Annotated in this window: 22 protein-coding genes and 1 pseudogene; 7 read left to right on the forward strand and 16 right to left on the reverse strand. The window is 57.6% G+C overall.

The genetic code is table 11. From position 1 onward, the window contains the following. From HY011_24170 to HY011_24210, 9 genes are all read right to left on the reverse strand, one after another. The coding region (locus tag HY011_24170; protein ID MBI3426039.1) for a hypothetical protein at nt 1-623 on the reverse strand (623 nt) is incomplete at its 3' end. Nucleotides 624-673: 50 nt separating this feature from the next. Further along, the gene (locus tag HY011_24175; protein MBI3426040.1) at nt 674-1,003 is read right to left on the reverse strand and encodes an HIT domain-containing protein; all 330 of its coding nucleotides are present in this window, start codon (nt 1,001-1,003) and stop codon (nt 674-676) included. A 9-nt stretch (nt 1,004-1,012) separates the two neighbouring features. Then, a complete protein-coding gene (locus HY011_24180) occupies nt 1,013-1,753 on the reverse strand; it encodes a DUF4058 family protein (GenBank protein ID MBI3426041.1) in 741 nt (246 codons plus the stop codon). A gap of 20 nt (nt 1,754-1,773) precedes the next feature. Next, nucleotides 1,774-3,270 carry a hopanoid biosynthesis associated radical SAM protein HpnJ gene (hpnJ, locus tag HY011_24185; protein ID MBI3426042.1) on the reverse strand — a complete coding sequence of 499 codons (1,497 nt, stop codon included), beginning with the start codon at nt 3,268-3,270 and terminating at the stop codon, nt 1,774-1,776. Continuing rightward, on the reverse strand, nt 3,191-3,376 hold the full coding sequence (locus HY011_24190) for a hypothetical protein (protein ID MBI3426043.1): 186 nt from the start codon (nt 3,374-3,376) through the stop codon (nt 3,191-3,193). The genes hpnJ and HY011_24190 overlap by 80 nt, the downstream gene beginning before the upstream one ends. A gap of 241 nt (nt 3,377-3,617) precedes the next feature. Further along, the gene (locus HY011_24195) at nt 3,618-4,856 is read right to left on the reverse strand and encodes an ABC transporter permease (protein ID MBI3426044.1); all 1,239 of its coding nucleotides are present in this window, start codon (nt 4,854-4,856) and stop codon (nt 3,618-3,620) included. Between the two features lie 118 nt (nt 4,857-4,974). Further along, nucleotides 4,975-6,264, reverse strand: coding sequence for an HlyD family efflux transporter periplasmic adaptor subunit (locus HY011_24200; GenBank protein ID MBI3426045.1), 1,290 nt, complete (start codon nt 6,262-6,264; stop codon nt 4,975-4,977). 239 nt (nt 6,265-6,503) lie between these two features. Further along, nucleotides 6,504-7,760, reverse strand: a complete 1,257-nt coding sequence (locus tag HY011_24205) for an efflux RND transporter periplasmic adaptor subunit (protein ID MBI3426046.1) — start codon at nt 7,758-7,760, stop codon at nt 6,504-6,506. Between the two features lie 113 nt (nt 7,761-7,873). After that, complete coding sequence (locus HY011_24210) at nt 7,874-9,196, reverse strand: HlyD family efflux transporter periplasmic adaptor subunit (protein ID MBI3426047.1); 1,323 nt, start codon at nt 9,194-9,196, stop codon at nt 7,874-7,876. 319 nt (nt 9,197-9,515) lie between these two features. Here HY011_24210 and hpnC point away from each other — a divergent pair, with 319 nt between their 5' ends. The 7 genes and pseudogenes from hpnC to HY011_24245 all read left to right on the forward strand — a co-directional run bounded on the left by hpnC (nt 9,516) and on the right by HY011_24245 (nt 18,471). Further along, nucleotides 9,516-10,337: a squalene synthase HpnC gene (gene hpnC / locus HY011_24215; protein MBI3426048.1), complete on the forward strand. Its 822-nt coding sequence runs from the start codon at nt 9,516-9,518 to the stop codon at nt 10,335-10,337. Between the two features lie 17 nt (nt 10,338-10,354). Continuing rightward, a complete protein-coding gene (gene hpnD / locus HY011_24220) occupies nt 10,355-11,356 on the forward strand; it encodes a presqualene diphosphate synthase HpnD (protein ID MBI3426049.1) in 1,002 nt (333 codons plus the stop codon). Continuing rightward, the gene (locus HY011_24225; GenBank protein MBI3426050.1) at nt 11,353-12,747 is read left to right on the forward strand and encodes an oleate hydratase; all 1,395 of its coding nucleotides are present in this window, start codon (nt 11,353-11,355) and stop codon (nt 12,745-12,747) included. The genes hpnD and HY011_24225 overlap by 4 nt, the downstream gene beginning before the upstream one ends. A gap of 166 nt (nt 12,748-12,913) precedes the next feature. Next, nucleotides 12,914-14,263: a DUF3810 family protein gene (locus HY011_24230; protein MBI3426051.1), complete on the forward strand. Its 1,350-nt coding sequence runs from the start codon at nt 12,914-12,916 to the stop codon at nt 14,261-14,263. A 213-nt stretch (nt 14,264-14,476) separates the two neighbouring features. Further along, nucleotides 14,477-16,469, forward strand: a pseudogene (gene shc / locus HY011_24235) (squalene--hopene cyclase). 98 nt (nt 16,470-16,567) lie between these two features. Further along, the gene (locus tag HY011_24240; protein MBI3426052.1) at nt 16,568-17,878 is read left to right on the forward strand and encodes a hypothetical protein; all 1,311 of its coding nucleotides are present in this window, start codon (nt 16,568-16,570) and stop codon (nt 17,876-17,878) included. Nucleotides 17,879-17,910: 32 nt separating this feature from the next. Beyond that, nucleotides 17,911-18,471, forward strand: coding sequence for a methyltransferase domain-containing protein (locus HY011_24245; protein ID MBI3426053.1), 561 nt, complete (start codon nt 17,911-17,913; stop codon nt 18,469-18,471). Here HY011_24245 and HY011_24250 read toward each other — a convergent pair whose 3' ends face one another. The 7 genes from HY011_24250 to HY011_24280 all read right to left on the reverse strand — a co-directional run bounded on the left by HY011_24250 (nt 18,472) and on the right by HY011_24280 (nt 25,234). Further along, a complete protein-coding gene (locus tag HY011_24250; protein ID MBI3426054.1) occupies nt 18,472-19,131 on the reverse strand; it encodes a methyltransferase domain-containing protein in 660 nt (219 codons plus the stop codon). Nucleotides 19,132-19,197: 66 nt separating this feature from the next. Beyond that, a complete protein-coding gene (locus HY011_24255) occupies nt 19,198-19,677 on the reverse strand; it encodes a MarR family transcriptional regulator (GenBank protein ID MBI3426055.1) in 480 nt (159 codons plus the stop codon). A gap of 386 nt (nt 19,678-20,063) precedes the next feature. Continuing rightward, nucleotides 20,064-20,834 (reverse strand): Uma2 family endonuclease, encoded by a 771-nt coding sequence (locus HY011_24260; protein MBI3426056.1) that lies wholly within the window; start codon nt 20,832-20,834, stop codon nt 20,064-20,066. Nucleotides 20,835-20,990: 156 nt separating this feature from the next. After that, complete coding sequence (locus tag HY011_24265; GenBank protein MBI3426057.1) at nt 20,991-22,325, reverse strand: DUF4340 domain-containing protein; 1,335 nt, start codon at nt 22,323-22,325, stop codon at nt 20,991-20,993. 87 nt (nt 22,326-22,412) lie between these two features. Beyond that, the gene (locus HY011_24270; GenBank protein MBI3426058.1) at nt 22,413-23,948 is read right to left on the reverse strand and encodes a GldG family protein; all 1,536 of its coding nucleotides are present in this window, start codon (nt 23,946-23,948) and stop codon (nt 22,413-22,415) included. A 77-nt stretch (nt 23,949-24,025) separates the two neighbouring features. Beyond that, nucleotides 24,026-24,424: a DUF3224 domain-containing protein gene (locus HY011_24275; GenBank protein ID MBI3426059.1), complete on the reverse strand. Its 399-nt coding sequence runs from the start codon at nt 24,422-24,424 to the stop codon at nt 24,026-24,028. 21 nt (nt 24,425-24,445) lie between these two features. Next, nucleotides 24,446-25,234 carry an ABC transporter permease subunit gene (locus HY011_24280; GenBank protein MBI3426060.1) on the reverse strand — a complete coding sequence of 263 codons (789 nt, stop codon included), beginning with the start codon at nt 25,232-25,234 and terminating at the stop codon, nt 24,446-24,448. Between the last annotated feature and the right edge of the window lie 37 nt (nt 25,235-25,271).

Below are 25,271 nucleotides of genomic sequence, written 5' to 3' on the forward strand. Positions count from 1 at the left end.
AAGCGCAACGCTCCGCTGGCGAGCTGATGCGCAGGCGTCGCCACGCCTTTGACGGCGGCGGGCGAGCCGAAAAAGCCGTTGTACTTGCGGCGGCTTTCGCTGACAACAAACGCTTTTAGATCGTCGCGCCAACCCGCGCTCTGCCCGCCCAAGCCGCCCGGCCACATCGGTTTCAAATCGGGCACGAAGCTGGCGGTGATCGTCAACGGGCGCACCGTGTCTACGTCAAGCAGGATGATCGTGCCCGCCTCATCAATCGGCGCAAAGAAAGTCGCGCGGATGGTGAAAAGCTGATCGCTGGCGACGAGCGTGGTCGCTTCAGGACGGGCAATCACACGCTGGACGATGGCGGCAAAATCAATCGCGTTATCTTGCCCTTCGACCTGAATGCTTAGCCGCGCGTCGTGAAAGAGTTTGAGCGGAAACACCCAGGCTTCAAAGGCACCGCCCTCATTTGCCAGCAGCCCGGACTTGCGCCCGATGGCGTCGAAATACACGTTGGGCCGCGCCGTGTGCGTGAGCGCAATGGGATTGTCAGGTAGCGCGAATTTGGCGGGCAGCCCCGGTGGTGGCGGCGTTTGTGCGAGCAAGGGCAGCGTCAGTAGGCAGAGGAATAGGAGCATGGAAATTCTTAGTCGGTTCATGACGTTGAATTAGAGCGTGGGCGGCGTGCTTAGCGCAGCGGTTCGCCGTAGTTGATGTGAAAGTGCAGATGCTTGGAATCCTGATACTGCCCCAGATTGGTCAGCACGCGCGCGCCGCCGTGTTCGGCAACGACCTGCGCAGCAAGCTGTTTGATAGTGGCGATCAACTCCAACAGGATGGCATTGTCACTTTCTTCGAGCGCGATCAGGGAGGAGATATGTTTCTTGGGGATGACAACGAGATGCACCGGCCAGTAGGGGCGCGTATGGTGAAAGGCCAGCACCTTTTCGGTCTCGTGAATCTTCTTGATTGACGTGCGGCCGCTCAAGGCTTCTTCGCAATAAAAGTCTTCAATCATCTTGTAGCGTCATGCAACCGGCGAGATTTTTAGCCCCCGACAAGTGTGTTCGTAGGTATCGTTCAATTCAACCGGCAAACACCAATTGCCGCGCAACCACAGCGGTAAGGTCGGTAGCGGGTGCCCTACGCTCAGCGATTCCTGCCAGATGTCCAGACAGGGTTGTTTGTCGCGCTCAACGACACGATAAGCCGAAGCGTAGAAATGAGAGGGCGCGACTGGTTCAGCGGTAGTGCGCAATCTCCCCATTAGCTCATCGTGCAAATTCGCGCGCCGTTCGGTCACGATGTCCACGACGACCAAACCGATACCCTGCCGCAAATAGGTCTCGCACTTCGAGACAAAGGCTTGACGGTGTTCGGCGCGATCTTTGTTGGCTGGGCTGACCAACTCAATTGCCCCAATCAAAGTCGGCCCTCCGGATGTTTCAAAAATGTTTACCTCAATTGTGTCTGTGACAGGTGCGAAGGGAACAGTTTTAGCCGGTTGTGGCGGCGTCCAAATGCGTTGCGGAACAGCCGAAACACCTCCTTGAACGGTCTGAAGGTGTAGTAGTGACGCTGTCGTAGCTGGTGCTTCGAGCGTGGCAACATCAATTTCAATGCCGAATTGAACGTTTGGTTCGGCAAACCAGCCTTCCGGCAGATGCTGGTTTAAGTCTAATGCAATGTGCGTCGCCCAAGCATTGTGGAATGAATGCCAGTGACGGTGTCCTTTCAACGGCGGATGAAAATGATCAAGCAATGCCATCGTTGCCCCCCAAGGTTTCACTACACTTGCCCAGCTTCCACCAGCTTCCGCCGTCGCGCCCGCGTCTGCAAAAACTCTTTCGCTTCCTTGTAGAGCCGCTTGCGTTCGCTGCTCTTGAACATCGCGTTTTTAACGATGCGGTAAATCGGTTTGGCGCGGAAGTAGTATTCGTCATAAAAGCGATGCACGGCCTCCAGCATCTCCGCGCTCGACAGGTGCGGGAAGTTGGCCATCGGCAGTTGCTGGCCCAGTTCATCCGACATGTGATCGTGATTGAGCAGCACGCCGTTGGCTTTGAACCATTCGTACATTTCGGTGCCCGGATAAGCGTGCGCGACCGAGACCTGTAAAGTTTCGGCGTCCATCTCTTTGGCGTAGGCGATGGTTTCCTTGATCGTCTCGCGCGTTTCGCCGGGCAGGCCGATGATGAAATCGGCGTGCACCTTGATGCCCGCGCGTTTGCAATCCTTGACGAATTGCAGCGAGCGTTTGGCCGAAAGACCTTTCTTGATGTTCTTGAGGATCTGTTCATTGCCCGACTCGAAGCCGACGATGAACAGGCGGCAACCGGCGTCGCGCATCGTGCGCAGCGTCTCGTAATCCAAATGCGCGCGCGAAGTGGATGACCATTGGAATTTGAGCGGCTTGAACGCCTCGGACATTTCGATCATCCGCTTCGGATTGAAGGTGAAGGTATCGTCGTCAAAGAAAATTTCCTGCAAGCCTTCGGGTTTGAAGGCGTCGAGCGCCCATTCGACTTCGTTGCGCACGTCGGCGACTGAACGCTGTCGCCAGCGGTGATCGTCAAAGGTCTGCGGCCACAGACAGAACGTACATAGCGCCGGACAGCCGCGCGTTGAATAAAACGCGACATAGGGATTGAGCAGGAAGGGCACGTTGTATTTCCTAATGTCCATATCGCGTTTGTAAATCTGGGTCGCCCACGGCAGCTTGTCCAAATCGGTCACCAACGGTTCGGGCAGCGTCGAAACCAGTTTGTCGTCTTTGAGGAAATGCACGCCGGGAATCTTGTCGAGCGACTCGCCGCTGGCGTAGCGCAGGACGGTGTAATCGAACTCTTTGTGCGTGACAAAATCAATTACTGACGAAGTCCGCAAAGCTTGTTCGGGATGCGTCGTGACGGGCGGGCCGACGAAGGCGATGCGGATGCCGGGGTTCAATTCCTTGATGTGCTCAGCCAGCCGCACGTCGTTTTTGAAGCCTACGTGCGAGGTGAAGAGCACGAGGAACTCGTAGTCCTTGGCGATCTCCGCAGTCTCTGTAGGGCTGACGTGGTGCGGCGGCGCATCCAGCAGGCGCGATTCGCCGCCCGCATCGCGGATCAACGCGGCAGGATAGGCCAGCCAAACCGGATACCAGTAACTTTCGATCTCGCGCGTCGCGGGCCAGCGCGAACTGGCGCCGCCATCGAACTTTTCAAACGACGGTGGATTCAGCAATAGGGTCTTTAACAAAACGGGTCTCCTTCTCGGTAATTTCCCTGGGAGCGCAGGCATCCTTGCCTGCTTTAGAAGAAGTGGCGAAGCCTTCCTTTTTCTTTAACACGGCTAAAGGCGAAAGAAGGTAAAAGGAGCGCTGCGCGGCCTTTTCTACAGCAGGCAAGGATGCCTGCGCCCTCAGGGATGTTTGCTCGTAATTTCAATGCCTCGAAAGACTATCGGCTGGCTGGGGTTTTCGCAAGCTGCGGTTCGCTGCTGTAATCCAGCGTGACCAAGCCGAGGACGTTGTTGAAGAGGATCAGCTTGTCGCCTGTTTTCGTCTGTCCTTGATAGCGCCAAAACCGCTTTTAGGTCAGGGTGAAGCCTGGCAATTGGGTGTTAATTGGGCCAAGCACCCTATCAGCTTACTCATACCTCAGCGCTTCCACCGGGTCTAGCCGCGACGCCCGCACCGCCGGATAAATCCCAAACAGCAAGCCCGTCGCCGCCGCCACGCCGAACGACAACGCAATCGAAGCCCACGTCACCACCGTGCTCCATTCGGCATACGCCGCTACCACGCGCGAGGCGATGAAGCCGAACAATACGCCGGTCACGCCGCCGATCAGGCTGATGGTCAGGGCTTCGATCAAAAATTGTTGCCAGATGTCGCGCCGCCGCGCGCCCAGCGCCCGCCGCACGCCGATCTCGCGCGTCCGTTCAAGGATGTTGGCGAGCATGATGTTCATGATGCCGATGCCGCCGACGAGCAGCGAGATGCTGGCGATGGCGCTCATCACGATGTTGAAGATGCGTTGCGTGCGCTGGTTCTGCTCCAGCAATTCGCGTGGCACGATCAATGAATAATCGTTCTCTTTGCCGTGCGTGTTGACCAGCACCTGGCTAATGAGCAAGGCGGCGGGTTTGATGGCGTCGGTCTTTTGCAGCGTCAGCACGACTTCGTCCAGTTCGGATTCAAAGCGTTTCGGCTCGAATTTTTTGAGCGCGGTGGCGAGCGGGATGTAAATGTCGTTGCTGAAGTCTTGCAGTTTGACGCCCTCGAATTCGTCTTTGCCGAGGTTGTTGTCGGCTAGCACGCCGGTGACGGTGAACCAGAGCTTGTCAATTTTGAGTTGCTGACCGATGGGCGATTGCCAGCCGAACAGCTTCTGGCGCACGCGCGAGCCGATGACGCAAAACTGTTCATAGTCTTTCTCATCCGGCTCGGCGATAAAGCTGCCTTCGGCCAAGTCGTATTTTGCCGCGCGAAAGTAGCTCGGCGTGACGCCGATGACGTTGGAATCGTCGCTCTTGCCTTTGAACGAGAAAATCTGAAAGGTCTTGACGCGTTTGCGCGCCGACCACGATTCGATGTCGGGCGTGACGGCGTTGACCGCCTGCACGTCGCGCAAGGCCAGGCCGAGCGAGTTCTCGCGCACTTTCTTCAAGTCTTCCTCGCGCGCCTCGCGTTCGCGGATGATGACGTTGCGCAGGCCCATCGTGTCTATCAGCGCCAGGCTTTCTTTCTCTGCGCCCGCACCAATCGAGAGCATCGCGATCACCGCACCGACGCCGAAGATCATGCCGAGCATGGTCAGAAAGGTGCGCAGTTTGTGCGCGTAAAGATTGCTGATGGCGAGTTGGATTTCGGTGAAATAGCGCATCAGAGTTCAGAAGTTTGCCACAGAGGCACAGAGGCACAGAGATGAAGAGCGGCGAAAACCTGCTCTCGATTTTTCTCTGTGTCTTTGTGCCTCTGTGGCAAACGAGTCCGTAGCTTGGTCATTTTTGATTTGTCGTGTTCTTGTCTTTCTCGCCGTCGCGCTTTACGTCGGGCGGATTGAGCGCGAGCACTTGCCCCGCCCGTAAGCCTTCGGTCACGACGACTTGGGCGAGGTCGCCCTGGCCAAGTTTGACCGGGACGGGGTCGAACTGGCCCGCCGCTTTTTGCACAAAGGCGACGAAGCCGGAATCTTTGCTGACGACGGCGCTGCGCGGGATGACGGTGACGTTTTTCAATTCGCCGGCGTGCACACGGGCGTCGAGTTTGACGCCGGGTTTCATTACGTCTTGTTCGGTTTTCTCCAGCGTCACGACGGTCTCGAAATACTTGACGGGCGAGCCGCGATCAACCGGGCGGGCGACCTTGTCAATCGCTTTGACCTTGCCGCTGAAGCTGCGGCCTGGAAAGGGATCGAGCGTGAACGTGACCGGCTGTTCAATCTTCAATTCGCCCGCGTCCCGTTCCAGCACATAAACCTTGGCTTCCATCTTTTCAGGATTGACCAGTTGAAACAGCGTCATGCCGATCCAGACGACCTTGCCCGGCATCAACGCGTTGCCGCCGAAAAAGTAGCCGGAGTTGGGATAGACGACGATGCCGGCGGCGGGCGCGAGCAGCTTCAACGAGCCGAGCGCCTTCTCGACGCGGCCCATCAGGTTGTTGGCCTGTTGCCGTTCGAGCAACAGGATGGCTTCATCCAGCGAATAGACTTTGTCTTTGAGTTGCAGCCGCGCGTCGGCAAAGACGATTTTCTTTTCGGCATAGGCTTGGTTGATCTGGCCTTCGATGATGTCGCGGCGCGTGTAAATCTGTTCGTCCTGCGGCAGGAATTCGTTGATCTTGCGCAATTCGAGTTCAGCCAATTTGCGGTCTTTACCGATGTCGGTTTTTTCGGTTTGATTGGCGAGGCCGCCCTTGGTCATCTTTTGCTGCGCCATTTCCAGCCCGGCGCGCTGCTCCTGCTTTTGCAAATCCAACTCGGCGGGATCGAATTCAACCAGCACGTCGCCTTTGTTGACGTAGCGGCCATCGGCGACGACCGAGGCGATGCGCAAGCGATTCACCGGCACCGGCGGAACGGCGATGGCGCTGGATTGCGCCGCCTGCAATTCGCCTTTGGCCGCGATCAGCAAGCTGAAATCGCGCGGTTGAATGGTCATCGTCAGCGGCGACAATTCATTCAACGCCGGTTGCCAGGCGTGGCGCGCGGCACGCAAGCCCACGCCGAATGCCCCGCACAGCAGACCCAGCAAAACCAGATTGCGCAAACGTCGTCGCCAGAGTTTCATACGAATTACGGTTGTTGAGGTGAATGCATGCGCCGCGGCCAACGCCCTGAAAGGGCGAGATTCAATAGCCGGGGACAACGCCCCGGGAGGACGCGCATGATTTCCCGACCCTGAAAGGGTCGCATCAGAATTCAAATGTAGCCCTTTCAGGGCTTGAAAAATCTCTACGCTTTCCGTGGGCGATGCCCACGGCTATTGAATTCCGCCCTTTCAGGGCTTTCAAACCGCACCAATCAGGCTCATTTTACCTTCGCATAATCGCTCGCCACACGGTCGCCCGCATTCAGCCCTTCCAGAATCACAACGTCCGTCGCATTCGCCTCGCCCAGCTTGACGGTCTGATCGCGCCAGCCGTTTGGTGTGCGGACTTTGACCTGCGCGCCAGTGTCGGTTGTCTTGACGGCTTTGAGTGGGACGAACAAACAATTCGCCAAAGCACCAGTTTCGATTTTGGTTTTGATGCCCATCGCCGGGCGCATCAGGTTGGTGTCGAGTTGGTCGAGTTCGATCTCGACGTAAAGAATTTTGTTCTGAATGTCCCAGGCTTTTTGCCGCACCAGCGTGTCCATCTTTTTGACCTTGCCGGTGTAGGCCTTGCCGGGGAAGGCGTCAATCGTGATTTCGGCGCGCTGGTCGAGTTTGATCTTGCCGATGTCCACCTCGGGGACGAAAGCTTCGGCACGAATCGTGTTGAGATCGGGGATGTCAATGATGGGCTGGCCTGACCAGACGTTTTCGCCGATCTGAAACTTGTCGCCGTTCCATTTGGTTTTGTAAACGACCACGCCGTCGCGATCGGCTTTGGCCTGGAAGTTGGCGCGGCCCTGATTGATCTGGGCGACTTTGTTTTCGGCGCGCGCCTTGCGGCTGGCAATGATGTTTTGCACGGCATCGCTGGATTTCTTGTGCCACTCCAGACGCTCTTGCAAGGCTTCGACTTCGCGGCGGGCTTGTTCAACCGCGAGTTGATCGAGTTCGATGTTGCGCGAGGCTTCGATGTCGGAACTGACGCGCTGTTTGAGTTTGAGCTTTTCGAAATTGTTTTCGGCTTCGGCCAGCTTGGCCGTGAGTTCCTGGCGTTCGAGCGAAATCTGCGCGGTCGTCTTTTCCAGTTCTTTGCTGGCTTGGTCGAGTTCGTTTTGAAAGCGCATTAAATCTTCGTTGATGCGTTGCGCGTCGAACATCAACAGCGGCTCGCCCTTTTTCACGTTGCGGCCTTCGGGGATGATGCTGACCAGTTGGAATTGCCAGTAATTGCTGAACGCTGGTGGGCCGCCAAAGCTTTGCACCGAGGTCGCGCGCAATGTGCCCGTCGTTTCGACGCGGAAGGAAAGTGTGCCGGGCGTGACTGTGATGGTCTCGGCTTCCGCGACAGGTTTGGCGAGACCGGCGGCGGCGAGCCAAGTGGTGGATTTGGGCGAACGGGCGAAGAGCAACGCGGCGGTCAGCAAGGCAATGATGCTGACGACGATGGTAAGGCGACGGATTGATTTCATAAAAAACTCTCCGCGAGAAAGTCCGGCAAGCTGCCAGCTTGCCGGATACTTGGCCGTAAAACCCAGTGTTCGTCAGCCGCGATGCCGACAAGCTGGCAGCTTGTCGGACAACTTCAGCGCCGCAGCAGCACGTGATCACCCTCGCGCAACGCGCCATTCGCGGCCACCGCATAATGAAATGCATCGGCGGCCAGGATCGTTACGGCAAGCGGGCGTTGTTCTTTTTCGCCTTCCAGCCGTGTCACCGTGATCGAATCTGCGCCGCTAAACGTCGCGGCGGCGCGCGGCACCAGCAGTTCGTTGTTCAACGTCCCGGTCTGCACCGTAACCTGCGCCGACATGCCGGGCTTCATCTTCTCGGTCAGTGTGCGGTCGAGCGTAAAGACGACGGTGAAGACTTTGGCTTTGGCCTGCCAACTGGCCTTGGCGGCGGTTTGCGAAATGTCTTTGACCGTGCCGGTGATTTCGATGTCGGGGTAACTGTCCAGCTTGACGCGCGCCTGATTGCCGACTGAAATTTTTGGGCCATCCACTTCGTTGACCTGGGCGACGACTTCCATCTCGGTCAAATCGGGCAATTGCACGACGGGCAAGCCGCCCCAGACGACGTCGCCGACTTGAATCTTGCGGCGTTCGTCCCAATGGTCGGTGTAAAGCACCATGCCGGCGGCGGGCGCTTTGACCTGCATTGCGCTCAAGCCGCTTTTGGCGAGGTTGAGCTGGTTTTCTGATTTTTGTTTCTCGATGGTTTTGACCTGCAACTCGGCGGCGAACTCACGTTTCTTCTGTTCGATCTTGGCGAGTTGGTTCTCGTATTCGGTTTTGGCTTTGTCGAGTGCGAATTGCTTTTCCTGATACTCGCGGCGCGGGACGACCTCGGCGGGCAGGCGGGCTTCGACTTTGGCTTTTTCGTAAGCGAGCCAGAGGCGGCTTAGCTCAACCTGGAAGTCACGCAATTGGCCTTCCTGCTGCGCGCTGGCCTTGATGATTTCATTCTCGGCGGCGACCAGCTTTTCCTCAGCATCTTTGATTTTGTTCAAGATGGAAGTGCTGTCGAGTTCGGCCAAGCGGTCGCCCGTTTTGACGAAAGCGCCTTCGGGCGGCAGCCAGGTGATCTTGGCCTCTTCGTTGGTGTCGGCGAAAACCGTGCGCGACCGTACCGCGCGCAATTCGCCGTCCAGCAGCAATTGTTTGTTGAGCGCGCCGCGTTTGATCGTCGCCAATTGAGGCGGCGGCGCTTCGGCACGCAAGAACGAAGGCATCTGCTGCCTCAGCAGATTTGTCGTGAACTGACGAGCGCGCAGAAACGCGGGCGTGAAGACGGCCAGCAGCAATAACAAGAGCAACACGAGGGCAGGCAACAGCCGCACAGGTATTTTCCGTCGCGCGGTTTTGGCATTGGCGGCAAGAGAAGCGACCGGCGGATCAGTGACCAAGCATTCACCTCCTGTCGTTACTACTGAGCAAGTCCAGCTTTCGTTGAAACACAAAATCCAAGGCACAAGCAAAGGCACCAACTAAGGCAGATGCAGCGCTAAACGCCGGAACCCAGGCTTTGGTTCCAGTGATTCCCAAAGGCCGCCAGCAGTTTGAAGAAGTCTTTCCGCACCTGCTATTCTCACCCGGCTCAAAAATTAAAATGACGAATGGAAGTGCAGCTTGAACGTTCAAACGGTCGCGGCCTTGCAGCCCGCTGGTTTACCGGCGCAACCGCGCAGTTATAGCAGCGCCGAAGCCTTCGCATATTGCGAGCGCATGGCGCGCGAACATTACGAGAATTTCCCGGTCGGCAGCTTGCTGGTGCCAAGGGCGCGGCGCAAACACGTTTACAGCATCTACGCTTTTGCGCGCACGGCGGATGATTTCGCGGACGAGGGTTACGATGACGCTGTGCTGACCGAGGCGAGCCGGTTGCAAGCGTTGAACGAGTGGGAGGTGCAACTCGCGGCCTGTTATCGCGGCGAGGCAAGTCGTCCGGTATTTGTTGCGTTGGCTGCGACGGTTAAAGAGTTGCAGTTGCCGGAACAGCTTTTCCGTGACCTGCTTTCCGCGTTCAAACAGGATGTCGTCAAACGCCGCTATGCCGATTTTGCCGAAGTGCTGGATTATTGCCGGCGCTCGGCCAATCCGGTCGGACGCTTGATTTTGCGGCTGTTCGATTATCGCGATGAGCATCTGGATGAGTTGTCCGACGCCATCTGCACGGCTTTACAACTCGCCAATTTCTGGCAGGATGTGGCCGTTGACATACAGAAAGATCGAGTCTATTTGCCGCAGGATGAAATGCGGCAATACGGGGTCAATCTTGACGATTTGCGGGCGCAGCAGGGCAGCGCGGAGTATTGCCGCCTGCTCAAATTTCAGGTCGAACGCACACGGGAATTGTTTGCGCGCGGCAAAGACCTGCCGAAGCTGGTCAGCGGACGATTGGCGCTGGAACTGCGGCTGACCTGGCACGGCGGCATGCGCATTCTGGAATTGATCGAGCGGCAAGCTTACGACACGCTGCGCGCGCGTCCGAAGCTGACTGGTTTTGACAAAGCGGTGCTGCTGAGTCGCGCACTGCTCAAACGATAACCAAAACGGTAGTCACGATGAAAGCAGTCCCCACGCACAAAATTTCGCTCACGCCCTGGCATTTGCGTGAACGCGCCTCGCATTTGCGCCACGATCTGGCGAAGACGGTGCAGTCCAATTTTTTCTACTCGTTTCTTTTCCTGCCCAAAGCCAAGCGCGATGCGATCATTGACGTCTATGGGTTTTGCCGTGCGGTGGACGACATTGTGGATGACATCGTCGAGCAAAACGGCACGGTCGAAGAGGCGCGCGCGGGGCTGAATGAATGGCGCGCGGAACTTGACGCGCTGTATGCCGGGCAGCCGGCCAAACCGATTGCGCGCCGCTTGCAACGGGTGCTAGCCCAATTCCCGCTGCCGCAGGAATACTTTGAAGAGATGATCAACGGTTGCGAGATGGATTTGCACCGCCATCGGTATGAAACCTTCGACGAGCTTTACGAATACTGCTATCGCGTCGCTTCGATCACAGGGCTGATGTGCATCGAGATTTTTACTTACCGTTCGCCGCAGACCAAAGAGTACGCCATCCATCTGGGACAGGCGCTGCAATTGACCAACATCCTGCGCGATTTGAAAGAAGACGCCGCTCGTGGCCGCGTGTATTTGCCACAGGAAGATTTGCGCCGGTTCGATTACAGCGAAACGGAACTGAATGCAGGCGTCGTCAATGACAACTTCCGCGCGCTGATGCGGTTTGAATGCGAACGCGCGCGCAGCTTCTACCAACGCGCCGCTGAGTTGTTGCCTGTCGAAGACCGCCCGACGCTGGTGGCCGCGCGCACGATGGGCAAGATTTACTACCGCTTGCTCGAACAGATCGAAGCCGTCAATTACGACGTCTTTCATCACCAGATTCGCCTGCATCGGCCCGAACGGTTTTTGATCGCGCTCAGCGAATGGGCCTTTAACGAGAGCGGCGGGCAAGGAAATGGCACGGGCGGAGATGGGGAGATAGGGGGACGGGGAGACGGGGGAACTTCACAGGGAAACGGCGCAACCTCGGAGCATTGGCAGTGACGCAACACGATTTGTCAGAGACTCTTCCCAGCGCCTCGCCGCTCCGTCATCCCCTCGTCATCATCGGCGGCGGCTTTGCGGGCTTGGCGGCAGCGGTGGATTTGGCTGAACAGGGACGCCATGTTTTAGTTCTCGAACGGCGCGGCTTTCTGGGCGGACGCGCCTATTCTTTCACCGACAAAACGACCGGCGCAGTGATTGATAACGGCCAGCATTTGATGATGGGTTGTTATCACCACACCTTAAACTTCCTCGGCAAAATCGGCGCGCTCGACAAACTCAAATTCCAGCCCAATCCCCGCGTAGATTTCCTGCACGAGCAAGCAGGTCACGCCAGCTTTCAATGCCCGAATTTGCCGGCGCCGTTGCACCTGTTGGCGGGTCTGGCCAGGCTGCAAAGCATCGGTTGGAACGACCGGCTGCGCGCCTTGCGTGTCGGCGTCGCTTTGCAGTTGATGAATGGCGACCGGCAGAAACTGGCCGATGTCACCGTGCGCGAATGGCTGAATGAGTTGGGCCAATCGGAACAGATGCAGCGCCGGTTCTGGGACATCGTGGCGCTGGCGACGCTCAACGAAACGCCCGAACGCGCCTCTGCCGATATGTTCGCACGCGTGCTGGAGCAGGCTTTTCTGCACACCAAACGCGATTCGACGATGGTCATTTCGCGCGTCGGCCTGAGCGAGCTTTACACGACGGACGCCCAGGCGTTTATCCAGGCGCGCGGCGGCGCGGTGCGGTTGAACGCCGAGGTCGAGCGGATTGAATTCAACGGCCCGCGCGTTACCGGTTTAACCTTGCGCGGGGGCGAGCAGCTTGCCGCTGAAACGGTCATCAACGCCGCGCCGTATTTCGCCTTGCGCCGAATGATCGCGCCGGATGTGCTGGCGGCGAGTCCCAGCTTGTGCCAATTGCCGGAGCTGAAATCCGCGCCCATCGTCTCGATCAATCTCTGGTACGACCGGCAAGTGACGGAATTGGAATTCGCCGGCTTGCTGGATTCGCCCGTCGAATGGGTCTTCAACAAAAACGCCATTGCGGGCGAACCCGTGCGCGAGTGGCAACACCTGGCGCTCGTCATCAGCGGCGCGCACGAGGCCGCCAAACAAACCAAAGAGGAATTGATCGCGCTGGCCGTGCGCGAAATGGAACGCTTCTTTCCGGCGGCGCGTCAGACAAAACCGCTGCATGCCTTTGTCGTGCGCGAACACGACGCGACGCTCTCGCACACGGTCGGTGTTGCGCGGTTGCGTCCGCCACAGCAAACCGAGTTCGAGAACTTTTACCTGGCCGGGGATTGGACGGATACCGGCTTGCCCGCGACGATTGAAAGCGCGGTGTGGAGCGGGCAAGAGTGCGCCCGGCGCATTTTGAACCGTGCGGATTGCTAGATTGCCGTCTGCCGCGCCTATCGCGTATCATCCACGCCGTCTTCCCCAAACTATGAAAGCAAATCAAGTTGGTTTTCCCCGGGCGCTTCAAGCGGTAACGGGTGTGCGCTGTGTTGCTTCGAGAGCAGCGTCTTTTGCTTGAAAGCGACAGCAGGTGAATGTGGTTATGCGTAGAGATTCTCAAAAATTGCGGGCCGTGGATGCCGAGGCTAGCGAAGAGTTGGAAGGGGCCGAAGCGATAGAAAGGGAAATCAGTTCGCCGGGGCGTTGGTCGCAGGGCATCATCATCTTGCTCGGCGCGTTCGGTTTGCAGCGCCTGCTGTCGTTCACGCCAGAATTGGTCGAACGGTTTTACAGTCGCATCTTCTTCCAATCTGTCGCGCGCATCATCGCCATCATCAATAAACCATTCGGGTTTTCCCTGGCCGAAGCCGGGCTAATCGTCCTGGTCATACTGCTTTCTATTTGGCTGCTGTGGGTGGCGCGCAAGTTCTGGCATGGCTTTCTGGGTTTCTTCGATTTGATCGCCTACTTGCTGTACCGCGCCATTTGGGCGGGCGGCTTAGTGATGCTGCTCTTTCTCGCGTTGTGGGGCTTTAACTACCAGCGGCAAACGCTGGCGGCCAACCTGAATCTGGCGGGCCGCGAAACCCGCCCAGGCGAATTGGAAACGATCTGCAACCTGATGATTTCGCGCCTCAATTCCAGTTATGAGATGACCCGGCTCAAACAGGATTGGGCCAGCGACAAGGGCTTGCCGATAAGCCGCCCGCAGCTTTACGACGCGCTGGAAACTTCGTATCAAAGTTTGAGCATGCTGGGCCGCGCGAGTCAGGCCGGGTTCGGCCCGCCCAAACCGCTCACCCTTTCGCCGCTGCTGAGCCGCTTTGGCATCAGCGGGATTTACAGCCCGTTTACCGGCGAAGCCAATTACAACGAAGAAGCGCCCGCCTGCGACTTGCCCTATGTCATCGCCCACGAAAAAGCCCATCAACGCGGCTTTGCGCGCGAGGATGAAGCGAACTTCATCGGCTTTCTGGCCTGTGTGAATGCGACAGATGCGTTCGTGCGCTATTCCGGTTATTTGCAGGCGATGCCGCGCGTGATGAGCGTGCTGGCAACGACGAATGCAGATGAATACCAAACGCTGTTGGCGCGCATCGGGCCAGGCGCGCGCACCGATTTGCAAACGCGGGCGGCCTTTTGGCACCAGCGCGAAAGCCGCGTGCTGGGCGAAGTCGCGCGCAAGACCAACAACACCTATCTGAAAGCCAACCGCGTGCGTTCGGGCATCGCCAATTACGACGAAGTGACGGCGCTGATCATTAACTACTTTCTCGCCTATCCGAACGGCGGACGCGAGCGCTTGCTGGTGACGGAAACGCCCGCCGCCAGCGCGAGTCCGGAAACAACGGCCAGCAAGCCACGGCAAACCCCAACGCCGCCGGCAGCGCGACCAACGGCCTCGCCTTCGCCCGCGGCAGGGCAGTCTGATCCGGGTGGATTTATTCCGTGATGCAAAACCATCAAAGTCGGTGCATTCACGCGCACTGCGCGCAGCAACCAACGGTGTTCAGAGTTCCGCCTTCAGGCAGTCAGCGGCGCGGCAGCGCCGGGTTGACGCATTGGCGGCGCGTTGACCACCTGAAGGCGGAACTCTGAACACCAGTGTGTCAGGGTTGCAGCTCCGGCGAATGCCCAGATTTCGGGTGCTTCGAGTTAGATTCAAATGAGCACGGCACAAACCTCTCTACAACCCAATCTACAAACACGCCTGAGCGACGCCCTGCATCGTGGCCAAGCTTACCTGCTCGCTCAGCAATATCCCGAAGGCTATTGGTGGGCCGAACTCGAAGCCAATGTCACGCTGACGGCGGAACTCATCATGCTGCACCGCATCCTGATTCACAGCGACGCGCGCAATCGGTACAGCAACGGCAAAGACCGCGCGGCGCAGATTCAACAGATGGCGCGTTATCTATTGCGCGAACAACGCGCACACGGCGGTTGGGAATTGTTTTTTGGCGATGGTGGCGAAATCAGCACGACGATTGAAGCCTACTTTGCACTCAAACTCTCTGGTTTATCCGTGGATGACGAACGGATGCAGCGCGCGCGCCAATTCATCGTGGCACGCGGCGGACTGACCAAGGCGCGCGTCTTCACCAAGCTGCATCTGGCTTTGTTTGGCGCGTATCCGTGGGCAGGGCTGCCGACGCTGCCGCCCTGGTTTATGTTTTTGCCGGCGTGGCTCCCCTTCAACATTTACACGATGGCGAGTTGGGCGCGCTCTTCGACCGTGCCGCTGCTGGTCGTGATTGATAAGCGGCCCGTCTATGACCTGGGCGTCAAGGCGGACGAATTGTTTGCGCCCGGCCAGACCGATGTCGCGCTGAAAAATAACGATGGCACGCTGGTTGGTTCGCTGTTCTTGCTGGCGGACAAGGCCCTCAAAACCTTAGATCGGTTGGGCATCGTGCCGCGCCGCGAAGCCGGAAACGCCGCCGCCGAACGCTGGGTGATCGAACGCCAAGACGCGCCGGGCGATTGGGCCGGCATCGTGCCCGCAATGATCAATGCGCTGCTGATGTTTCATGCGCTCGGCTATGCGGCCAAGCATCCTTACGTCAAACGCGGCCTTGATGCGCTGGATCGGTTTTGCATTGAAGAGGGCACTGTGCCGAGTTCGGAGGAAGCCCAGTACTTGCGCTTGCAACCGTGCATCTCGCCGACCTGGGATACGGCGTTGGGGATTGACCGCGCTCTTTGAGGCGGGCCTTGCGCCGACGCATCGGCGCGCCCGAGCGGCGGGCGATTGGTTGCTGACGCAACAGATTTTCCGCTACGGCGATTGGGCGGTGTTCAATCGCCAAGGCAAACCGGCGGGCTGGGCGTTCGAGTTCTACAACGACTATTACCCTGACGTAGACGATACGGCGGCGGTCATCATGGCCTTGCTACCGATACGCCTTGATGATGATGAATACAAGTTGGAGGCCTGCCGCGCCGCGACCGAATGGGTGATGACGATGCAATGCCGCGCGGGCGGCTGGGCGGCCTTCGACATTGATAACACGCAAGACCTGTGGAATCAGATGCCGTATGGTGATCTCAAGGCAATGATTGATCCGCCGACGGCTGATTTGACCGGGCGCGTGTTGGAATTGCTCGGTCATTGGCAACAACGCGGCGAGAAACTGTACCGCGACGAAGACGTGCAGCGTGCGATTCGCTTCCTGCTCAGCTTGCAAGAGAAAGATGGTTCGTGGTGGGGGCGCTGGGGCGTCAATTACATTTACGGCACCTATCTGGCGCTGGTCGGTTTGCGCGCGATTGCGCCGTATGCCGGATTCGATATGGACAGCGATTCCGTCAAACAAGCTGCCGCTTGGTTGCGCAGTGTGCAAAACGGTGATGGCGGTTGGGGCGAAACCTGTGAGTCATACAAACGACCCGAACTGCGCGGGCAGGGGCCGAGCACGCCTTCGCAAACTGCGTGGGCGTTGATCGGGTTGATGGCGGCGGGCGATTACGCGAGTGATTCGGTGAAGAACGGCGTGGCTTATCTGTTGGGCAGACAAAACGCCGATGGTAGTTGGCCCGAAGCCGAATTTACCGGCACGGGCTTTCCCGGCCACTTTTATATCAACTATCATCAATACCGAAATCAGTTTCCTTTGACGGCGTTGGGCCGGTACTTCCAGCAAATCAGCCGCGACTGATTTGAGCGAAACAAAAAAGAAGATTGAAGCCGAAAGCAGCTCGGCTTCTGGTATGAGACAGCAAAACGAGCCGGGAACAGCATGATTCCAGGGCAATAATGAAACGGATTCTTTTCTCCATCATCTTCGCCACAGGCTTAGGCTTGGTTTGGTTTCCAGAAGGCGCTCGACAGCAGGATTGGCCACAAGAACATCCCTCCATTGATTACCGCCACAGCCTCAGCAACGACCCGGTTGCGCGCTTGCAGCGGCAAATTGACAGCGGCGCGGTCAAACTCGAATACAACGAGGCGCACGGTTATCTGGAAGCCGTCCTCGAACAACTGAAGGTGCCCGCGACCTCGCAAGGGCTGGTCTTTTCCAAAACCAGCTTTCAATTGCATCGCATCATGCCTTCCAATCCGCGCGCGCTTTACTTCAACGATGAAGCGTATGTCGGCTGGGTCAACGGCGGCGACGTGTTGGAACTGGCTGCGGTGGACGCCAAGCTGGGCGGCGTCTTTTACACGCTGGAGCAGGAAAGGACGGCGCGGCCAAAGTTTCGGCGCAACGATGAATGCCTGCAATGTCACGCCACCAGCAGCACGCGCAATGTACCGGGTTTCGTTGTGCGGTCGGTTTATCCCGATGCGCGCGGTTATCCGATTGCGCCGCTGGGCGGTTTCATCACCACGCACAGCAGCCCGCTGCGCGAACGTTGGGGTGGTTGGTATATCAGCGGCACTCACGGCGCGGAGAAGCATTTGGGCAACCAGCGTTTTGACGAGCAAGGCGGCGCATATAACCCAGCCCAACTCGCCAGCCAGAATGTCACCAAGTTGGAGCCGCGCTTTAACACGCTAAACTACCTGACGCCGCACAGTGACCTCATTGCCCTGATGGTGCTCGAACATCAGACACAGATGCACAATCTGATTACCAAACTCAATTACGAAACACGCCGTGCTCTGTACGAACAACAGGCCATCAACGAAGCCTTGGGCGAAACGTCAGTGACCACCGCAGAAAGCACGCGGCGGCGCATCGCACACGCGGCGGAAGACTTGGTGCGCTATCTGCTCTTTGCAGGGGAAACGCGTTGGAGCGTGCCGCTGAGCGGCACTTCCGGTTTTGCCAAAGACTTCGCCGCGCAAGGCCCGCGCGACAAGCGGGGCCGTTCGTTGCGTGATTTGGATTTGAAGCAAAAGCTGTTTCGCTATCCGTGCAGCTATTTGATCTATTCGGAAGCCTTCGACGCTTTGCCGCCGCCCGCGCTGGAACAGGTCTACCGGCAATTGTGGCAAGTGTTGACCGGGCAGACACACGATAAAGACTTGGCTGCGCTTCCGGCGGCGGAGCGCCAAGCCGTACTCGAAATCCTGCGCGAAACCAAGCGCAATCTGCCCGCTTACTTTCAGGCCGGAAACTGAGAGAGCGTTTGGGCACGGAGTCTGAGGGGAACGTGAGCGCGAATTGGGACGAACGCTACAGGCGCAGTGAACATGGCAACGCTGACCCGCATCCATTGGTTGAGCGCGCCGCCTCATTGTTGCCGCCAGGACGTGCGTTAGATGTGGCCTGTGGAGTGGGGCGGCACGCCTTGTGGCTGGCCGAACGCGGCTGGCAAGTGACGGCAGTAGACGCTTCACGCGTGGCAATCGAATTGTTGCAGGCACGCGCGGCGGAACGTGGCTTGGCGATTGATGCATACGTTGCCGACTTAGAGCAAAGCGAATTCGTCATTGAGCCGAGGGCGTATGACCTGATTGTTGTGACGTGTTATCTGCAACGCGATTTGTTTCCGGCCTTGAAGGCAGGTGTGAAACCGGGCGGGGCAATCGTGGCTGTGATTGCGCTGCTTGACGATGATCCGGATGTGAAGCCGATGAATCCTGATTTCTTGCTTGCACCCGGCGAATTGCGCGCGCAGTTTGCGGGCTGGGAATTGCTGCACGATGCGGAAGTGAAAAGTGCAGGGAAGCGCGCCGTGGCTGAACTTATGGCGCGCCGCCCGCTCGAATGATCAGCGCTCCGCGATGACGCAGGCAGCCTCACGCCCTGGCTGCCGCGTTTCCACGCGCACGTTTTGAAAACCGACCCAACGCACCAGCCCGGCTATCTCTTGCACTTCTTCGACCTTAAATCCAGGAGCCAGCGCCAACGGGCTGTCAGAATGCAGCCGCAAACCCAAGACGAGCTTGCCACCCGGCTGCAGCACGCGTTGAATCTCGGTCAAATCCAATTCGGGATTGGGCCAGAATTGGTAGTTGTTGGCCGCGACGACTTTGCTGAAACGCGCGTATTCATAAGGGATGTTGGACACGCTGCCTTGCTGCAATTCGACGCGCCCGGCCTTGATGGCGGCTTCGTTGTGCTTGGCCGCTTGCGTGACCATCGTCATCGAGAGATCAACGCCCGCCACCAAGCCGCGCGTAACCTGCCCGGCCATCAATTCAATCGTCTTGCCGTGCCCGAAGCCAATCTCGAGCACTTGATCATCAGGAGCCAGCCGCAATTGCTCGACGGCGAAGCGGTTCATCGCTTCGTTTTTGTAAGCCATCAAGTGGCCGACCGCCGCGCCTACCCAACCGTCAGGACAAGCGAACTGTTTCCGCCAGCCGTGCGCGCCTCGGCAGCCTGTCGGTGAAATGATCGGTCGGTTGAATGGCAATAATGTATGCATCTGGTCCTCCTTACATATGGCTTCCAGTGGCTTCCAAGTGGTTCAAGCAGATTGAGAGAGAAGGCGTTATTTGAGCGACTTCGCCAGCCGCCGCCATTGCTCGCTTTCAAACATGGCGCGCACCGCGCGCAGTGTGCGCGCCGCCGCCAGTAATTCTGCGTCAGGGACTTCCTGGCGCATTTTCAAATGCAGCTTTTGTTCCCGGCGATTCATCGCGTCAACGGCTTGTTTGCCTTGCTTGGTCAATTGCACGAAGGGCGAACGTTTGTGCGCCGGGTTATCCGCCAATTCCAGATAGCCGTCCGCCACGAGTTCGTTGATCAGCGCCTGCACATGTTGGCGCGAGACGGCGCGGGCGCGGCTCATTTGCGGCACGGTCTGGGCGCCCGTTTCATCGAGCAGCCGCAAAATGGCGCGCAAGCCGCCGGACATTTCACCCTGATGATGCACCTGTTCGGCAACCAGTTTCAGCCGGTTGAACAACAGCCCGTTCTCATTGACCAAAATGTTAAAGGGCGTGTCCGCACAGGCGGCGGGCTTTGTCATTGGTTGACGCTGACGGTTGACGGAATCTGTTTGGCTCGACTGGCGCGAGTCTTTTTTCTTAGGTTTCGTCGCTGGCATACGAACGTTGTTACTTTCGGGTTCCGATAAATTGGTGACGGCAAGCAGATTGTCATAATGACAAGTTGGTTGTCAATTTGACTGGTGGCCTGTCAAAAAAAGAGGCTGGGTAATGGCCCGCTCCAAGATTAAGTCAGGACTTACGCAGAACCATTGCCACAGAGGCACGGAGTCACAGAGGAAAGGCCTGCCTGACTGGTAAACTCGCTCTCTTGCTCTGTGCCTCGGTGCCTCTGTGGCAAATTTCCGGCTTTTGCGTAAGTCCTATAAGTTTAACGATTGAATGACACGCGCAAAACGTGGCTGAATCAAATCTGTTCCGGATCAAAACCCAATTCACGCAATTTAGCGGCGAGCCGCGTGGCGCGTTCTGCTTCACGCGTGGCGCGCTCCGTTTCTTGCTTGGCGAATTGCGCTTGTTGTTGATGGCTTTCTGCTCCGGTGGGAATGACCTGTCCGGTGGCGTCACACCAGCGCAGCCAATCTTCTTCCCAGGCCTCGTAAGCGCCGTGCCAGATGGTGAGTTGCAAGCCGAGTTCGGGTAATTGGAAATCCGGGCGCAGCCGATAACGTTTGCCGAAGCCGCGTTCGTAGACGCGCAAAGGCTCAGCGCTCAACTCCCGGAACGGATCGAAGACGACGTAATAGGTGATGTCCATTTGGGCGTAGCGGCGCAATTTATGGGTCAATTCACCGCCGACCTGATTGGAAACCACCTCGACCACGACTTCGGGCGGTTTACCGAATTCCCAGAAAAAGTAGGAGCGATGTTCTTTGGCGATCCACTCCGGATTCACCCGCACATCCAGGCTCAGAAACATATCCGGCACCAGCGGCGGTTCGTGCACAGAGAAGAACAGGCCGACATTGGCATCCGCCAGAAAGGTGCGCGGGGCAGCGCTTTCTTCGCCTTCTGCTTCTTCAGCGGGCGGCGGCGTCCAGGCGTTGTAGATTGGTTCCACCAGCAGGCGTTGCTGTTTGGCTGCGTATAGATTGTCCACAGGGGTATCGTCCTCCGTAACGAGGTTGCTGACGAGTTCGGCAAAGTCGTAGGCTTTTTGCGTTCGTGTCGGTGACATAAATGCTCCTTGTTGGTCGAGTCAGGCGGAGGGTAGTGGATGGCCGTGGCAAAGGCAATTGTTGAGGAAAGCTCAGGTGCTGCGCTGGTTAATACAAACACGCGGCAACTTTGGCGCTGGCCGCGTGTTTGAAAGGCTTCAAATTAACGGTGTCGCTTATGTACCGCTGACGACCTCATCCAGCTTAAAGCTCAGGCTTTCCAGCATCGTCTTGTTGAGTTTGTAAACTGCCGGATTGCCGTCCACGCGCACATAAACGCTGTCGCCATCGGCGGCGGAAACATTCAGCCCGGCGGTTTTGCCGTCTTTGAACGTCAATTTGACGGTGACAGCGGGCTTCGCCAGTTTTGCCAAAATTGCGGCGGAGGGTTTATCCAAAACCTCTTCGGCTTTGGATTGCAGCGGCGTGAAAATCTTGAAAGCCGTGGCCTCTTTGTCTTTTTTGTCCGCCGGTTCTTTGATCAGCCATTTGGCGTGGTCTTTGTCGGCTTCGACGACCAACGTGCCATTCGGGTTTTTCAACTGCACGCGCGTCACGTCGTCCTGGCTGACTTTCAGGAATTCCTTGCTACGCAACGCGGCGAGTTTGACGTTGAGCTTGTCGTAAAGCGCCTTTTCGATTTTGTAGATTTGGGGCCGGTCAGAGACTTTGGCGTAATACTGCTCATCCACTTTCGAGCCGATGTTCAGCGCGCGCTCGCCGCCGGAGGTCAGTTGTGCCGTCACGCCGATTTTTGAGGCGTTCAACCCATATTTCGCCAGATCGTCTGCCGACTCGCTGACGACGTCAGCCGCTTTGGCAGACGTGATTTCGCTGAGCAGGCTGTTGACCTCAGTTTCTTCGGCATTGCCACTGACCGGCGCGGTCAATTTCCAGCTTTCGCCTTCTTTTGACAGGTTGACAGGGCCGGATTCGGTACTGAGCTTCAAACCCTTGATGTCGTATTGCGAGAGGCCGCCCAGCACACTGCGGTCACGCAGGTCTTTGAGGTCTTTGTCAGCGCTAGTGAGCAGCGAACCCGAAAGCGAGGCGATGCTCTGGCCGCTGTCAATCTTGGCGTAAACCGCCGAGCCGGAGAAATCCTTGTCGCCGAGTTCGATCTTGTGGCTCTGGCCGTTCTTGAGTTTGACTTCGAGTTTGACCTTCGGCTCGGTCAGGCCGAAGTTTTTCAACTGCTCTGCCGTGGCCGGAATGTCGCGCGTGATACGGGCGCTGACCAGATCGCCGATGATCGTATTGATGGTGGATTCGTCCGCCAGCGCATTCAGCGGCTGGGTGATCAGCCATTTGTTGTCTTTGTTTTCAAAAGTGACAGTCTGGCCCGCGCGTGTCAGCACGATCTGATTGATGTCCTCGCGGTTGAGCTTGAAGGCCTCGCGGCTCAGGTCCTTCTCTTCGTCGCGCGGTTTGCCCGGTTTGATTTCGGTGTAATAGACGAGCGCCCCGCCGAGCAGGGCGACTAAGAACAGAATGAGAGTGCTTTTTTTCATAAGACAGAGTAGTCAGTAGACAGTAGACAGTAGACAGTAGACAGTAGCGAGCAGCCGGTCTACCGACTACTGACTACTGACTACTGTCTACCTACGCTTCCACCAAACATACGCGCCCGTGCCCATCACCAGCAGCGGCAGCAGGGCGACGCTGAACCAGAAGAACATGCGTTGCTGGCCTTCGCTCATGGTGACGCTGCGGCTGGTGGCGCTCTTGGGGCGGATGGCGATCAGGTCTTCGTCCTGTGCCAGCCAGTTGACGCAATTGAGAAAGAGGTCGCCGTTGCGTTGCGCGCGGATTGCGCCATCCGAGGCGAAATCGGAATCGCCAATGACGACCAGCCGCGCTTCTTTGTTTTCGCCCAAACTCTTGCTGCCGACAACGCCGATGTTGACCGGGCCTTTGGTATCGGCGCCATCGAACTTGGGTTGAACGTTCGGTTTGATTTCAGTCTCGCCCCAGCTTGATTCCGAAGTCGTCAGCAACGATTGCGTGTTGACACCGGAGTTACTGGCGCTGCCGACTTTGACCTCGCGCACGTAGGGGAAAATCGTCATCGAACGGTTGAACCCTTGGGTGATCGGATGTGAGCCGTAACTTTGCACCGCCGGGGCCACCGGGCCGCCGCCGCCAAAAAGCTGGCTGGCTAGATTGAAATCGAGCACGGTGTTGTTGCCGAGCACTACATTCCAGGCTTTGAGCACCGAGTCGAGTTGCGGGTCGGTTTCGGGGTCGAGCATCAAAAAGGCCTTGCCGCCGCCATCCAGATACTTGCCCACGGCGGACGCTTCGGGTGGCAGGAAGCCCTGTTTTGGCCCGGCCACGATCAGCACGGCGCATTCCGCCGGGACGGTGCCACCGCCCGTGACCATATTGATCGTCTTGGTTTCGTAATTCTCGGCTTTGAGCTTTTTGTCCACGCTCGAAAACCCGCCGCCCTGTTGATCGGCGGATGTCAGTGATTTCTCGCCGTGGCCTTCAGTGAAGCAGATCGTTTTGAGTTTGTCGCGCGTGACTTTGAGGATGGCGTTGGTGATGGCCTGTTCGTTGATCTGCCCGGCTTCGAGCTTTTCGGTACGGTCGCCCGCTGCCACGAAGGTGTCGCCATACGCGGTCGCTTTGTATTGCTTGGCGACTTCGGGTTTGGTGCCGGGGTCAACCAGTTCGTAAGTGATACGCCGGCCCGCGCCCTTGTACTCTTCCATCAAATCTTTGAGCGCGGTGTCTTCCTGCTTGTCGAATTTGACGATCTTGACGTCCTTGGGCAGCGCGGCGGCGACTTTGCGGGTTTGTTCCGACAGGCTGTAAAGCTGCTCGCTGGTCAGGTCAAGGCGTTTGTGGTGGCGGTAGCCCAGGAAATTGGCGAGGGCCAAAATGCCGATGACGGCAATGGTCAACACGCCCATATTCGTGCCCAGCTTGCCCGTGCGGCTAGTGAAAGTGCCTTTGATGGACTCAAAATTCAAAGCCAGGCCTGCAACCAGCAGCAGCGCGCCGATGATGACGAGCCATAAATTGAAGCCCCACAGGCCCTGCACCGAATAGCGTACCAACCCGCTAATGACCAATGCTGCGCCCAGCATCAGGCCCAGCTTGCCGATTTCATTCCGATTGGTATTCATAGATTCAATCTCAACACACAAAGGTCTGATTCAAACTTTACTCAATACTCATAACTCACGCTGGCTGTAGGCCGCTGCTAAGGCGTCTCGGCCAGCGCGTATTCAAAGTCATAAAAATGTTTGCCGTCGGCGATCTTGATCGCCAGCCTGCCCGACAATCCCACGAGTTCATCCGTGCCCGAATCCGGCACGACGCTGATGTTCTGTTCCGGCACGCCGCGATTCATCGTGCTGCTGTGTTGCAACACGAAACTGCCCTGGCACCCATGCAAGGTTCCCGTGACCAGTTCCAGCGCCACATAACCCGCCGAATTTTTGACGGCGGTTCCGGCGGCCAACATCTGGCCTTTGCTCGTGCCTTCGAGGTCGCCGTGGAATTGCTTGTCGAGCAACATCCGGCCAAAGGGCGAGGCGATAGCCTGGTCATCTTGCGGCGTCAGCTTTACTTCAAAGGCGCCGGTCGCTTGCGTAGTCATGAACTTCTCCTTCTTGTCTGATTAGGCACGCCGCCAACGCATCGAATCGAGCGTGCGCAACGTCAGGAACAAGCCCAGCACGATCAACGAGAGGTAAAAGATCAAGCTGGTCGTATCAATCACGCCGCGCGTGAAATCGTCGAAGTGCCGCAGGATCGAGCAGTATTGCAACACCTCGCCATACCAGGTCGTCGAACCGCGCACGCCGAAATCCAGCACCCAGAGCAGCAAGAACGAGACGAAGGTCACGACCGCCGCGATGATCTGGCTTTCGGTCAGCGCCGAGATGAACGAACCCAGCGCAATTAGCACCGCGCCCAGCAGGAAGATGCCCAGATAGCCCGACCAAAGCACTTTCCACGGCATGGCCGGATCGCTGTAATAACCCATCACCACCTGATAAAGCAGCGTTGGCATCAGCATAATTGCGAACAGCGACAGCGAAGCGAGGAACTTGCCCATCACGATTTGGAATTCGGTGATCGGCGAAGTCATCAGCATCTCCATCGTGCCGCGTTTGCGCTCTTCGGCATAGACGCCCATCGTCAGCATCGGGATCATAAACAGCACGATGGTGCTGATGACGCCCGTGAAGTTGCGCATCACCAGACTGGGCACGTCAATTTCGGGCGGCGGCCCCATCTGGCGCTGTTGCATCATCGCCTGCATGGCTTGGGCCATCAGAAACGACAGGATGTTTGAGAAGAAGTAGCCGGCAATGAGCAGGAAGAAGCCGATCACGATGTAAGCAATCGGCGAAACGAAATAGCTGCTCATTTCGCGGCGGAAGATGGCAAGAATACCTTTCATAGTAGTCAGTAGTCAGTAGTCAGTAGTTGGCAGTCGG

It is taken from the genome of Acidobacteriota bacterium (assembly GCA_016196035.1).
In the GTDB taxonomy this organism is placed as follows: Bacteria; Acidobacteriota; Blastocatellia; order RBC074; family RBC074; genus JACPYM01.

Bases quoted from the DNA above. Each gene is read 5' to 3' on its own strand.
- HY011_24195 (MBI3426044.1), bottom strand. From the start codon at position 4,856: ATGCGCTATTTCACCGAAATCCAACTCGCCATCAGCAATCTTTACGCG.
- HY011_24205 (MBI3426046.1), bottom strand. From the start codon at position 7,760: ATGAAATCAATCCGTCGCCTTACCATCGTCGTCAGCATCATTGCCTTG.
- HY011_24175 (MBI3426040.1), bottom strand. From the start codon at position 1,003: ATGATTGAAGACTTTTATTGCGAAGAAGCCTTGAGCGGCCGCACGTCA.
- hpnJ (MBI3426042.1), bottom strand. From the start codon at position 3,270: ATGCCTGCGCTCCCAGGGAAATTACCGAGAAGGAGACCCGTTTTGTTA.
- HY011_24270 (MBI3426058.1), bottom strand. From the start codon at position 23,948: ATGAATACCAATCGGAATGAAATCGGCAAGCTGGGCCTGATGCTGGGC.
- HY011_24260 (MBI3426056.1), bottom strand. From the start codon at position 20,834: ATGTCACCGACACGAACGCAAAAAGCCTACGACTTTGCCGAACTCGTC.
- HY011_24250 (MBI3426054.1), bottom strand. From the start codon at position 19,131: ATGCATACATTATTGCCATTCAACCGACCGATCATTTCACCGACAGGC.
- HY011_24200 (MBI3426045.1), bottom strand. From the start codon at position 6,264: ATGAAACTCTGGCGACGACGTTTGCGCAATCTGGTTTTGCTGGGTCTG.
- hpnC (MBI3426048.1), top strand. From the start codon at position 9,516: ATGGCGCGCGAACATTACGAGAATTTCCCGGTCGGCAGCTTGCTGGTG.
- HY011_24280 (MBI3426060.1), bottom strand. From the start codon at position 25,234: ATGAAAGGTATTCTTGCCATCTTCCGCCGCGAAATGAGCAGCTATTTC.
- HY011_24240 (MBI3426052.1), top strand. From the start codon at position 16,568: ATGAAACGGATTCTTTTCTCCATCATCTTCGCCACAGGCTTAGGCTTG.
- HY011_24275 (MBI3426059.1), bottom strand. From the start codon at position 24,424: ATGACTACGCAAGCGACCGGCGCCTTTGAAGTAAAGCTGACGCCGCAA.
- HY011_24180 (MBI3426041.1), bottom strand. From the start codon at position 1,753: ATGGCATTGCTTGATCATTTTCATCCGCCGTTGAAAGGACACCGTCAC.
- HY011_24230 (MBI3426051.1), top strand. From the start codon at position 12,914: ATGCGTAGAGATTCTCAAAAATTGCGGGCCGTGGATGCCGAGGCTAGC.
- HY011_24265 (MBI3426057.1), bottom strand. From the start codon at position 22,325: ATGAAAAAAAGCACTCTCATTCTGTTCTTAGTCGCCCTGCTCGGCGGG.
- HY011_24255 (MBI3426055.1), bottom strand. From the start codon at position 19,677: ATGACAAAGCCCGCCGCCTGTGCGGACACGCCCTTTAACATTTTGGTC.
- hpnD (MBI3426049.1), top strand. From the start codon at position 10,355: ATGAAAGCAGTCCCCACGCACAAAATTTCGCTCACGCCCTGGCATTTG.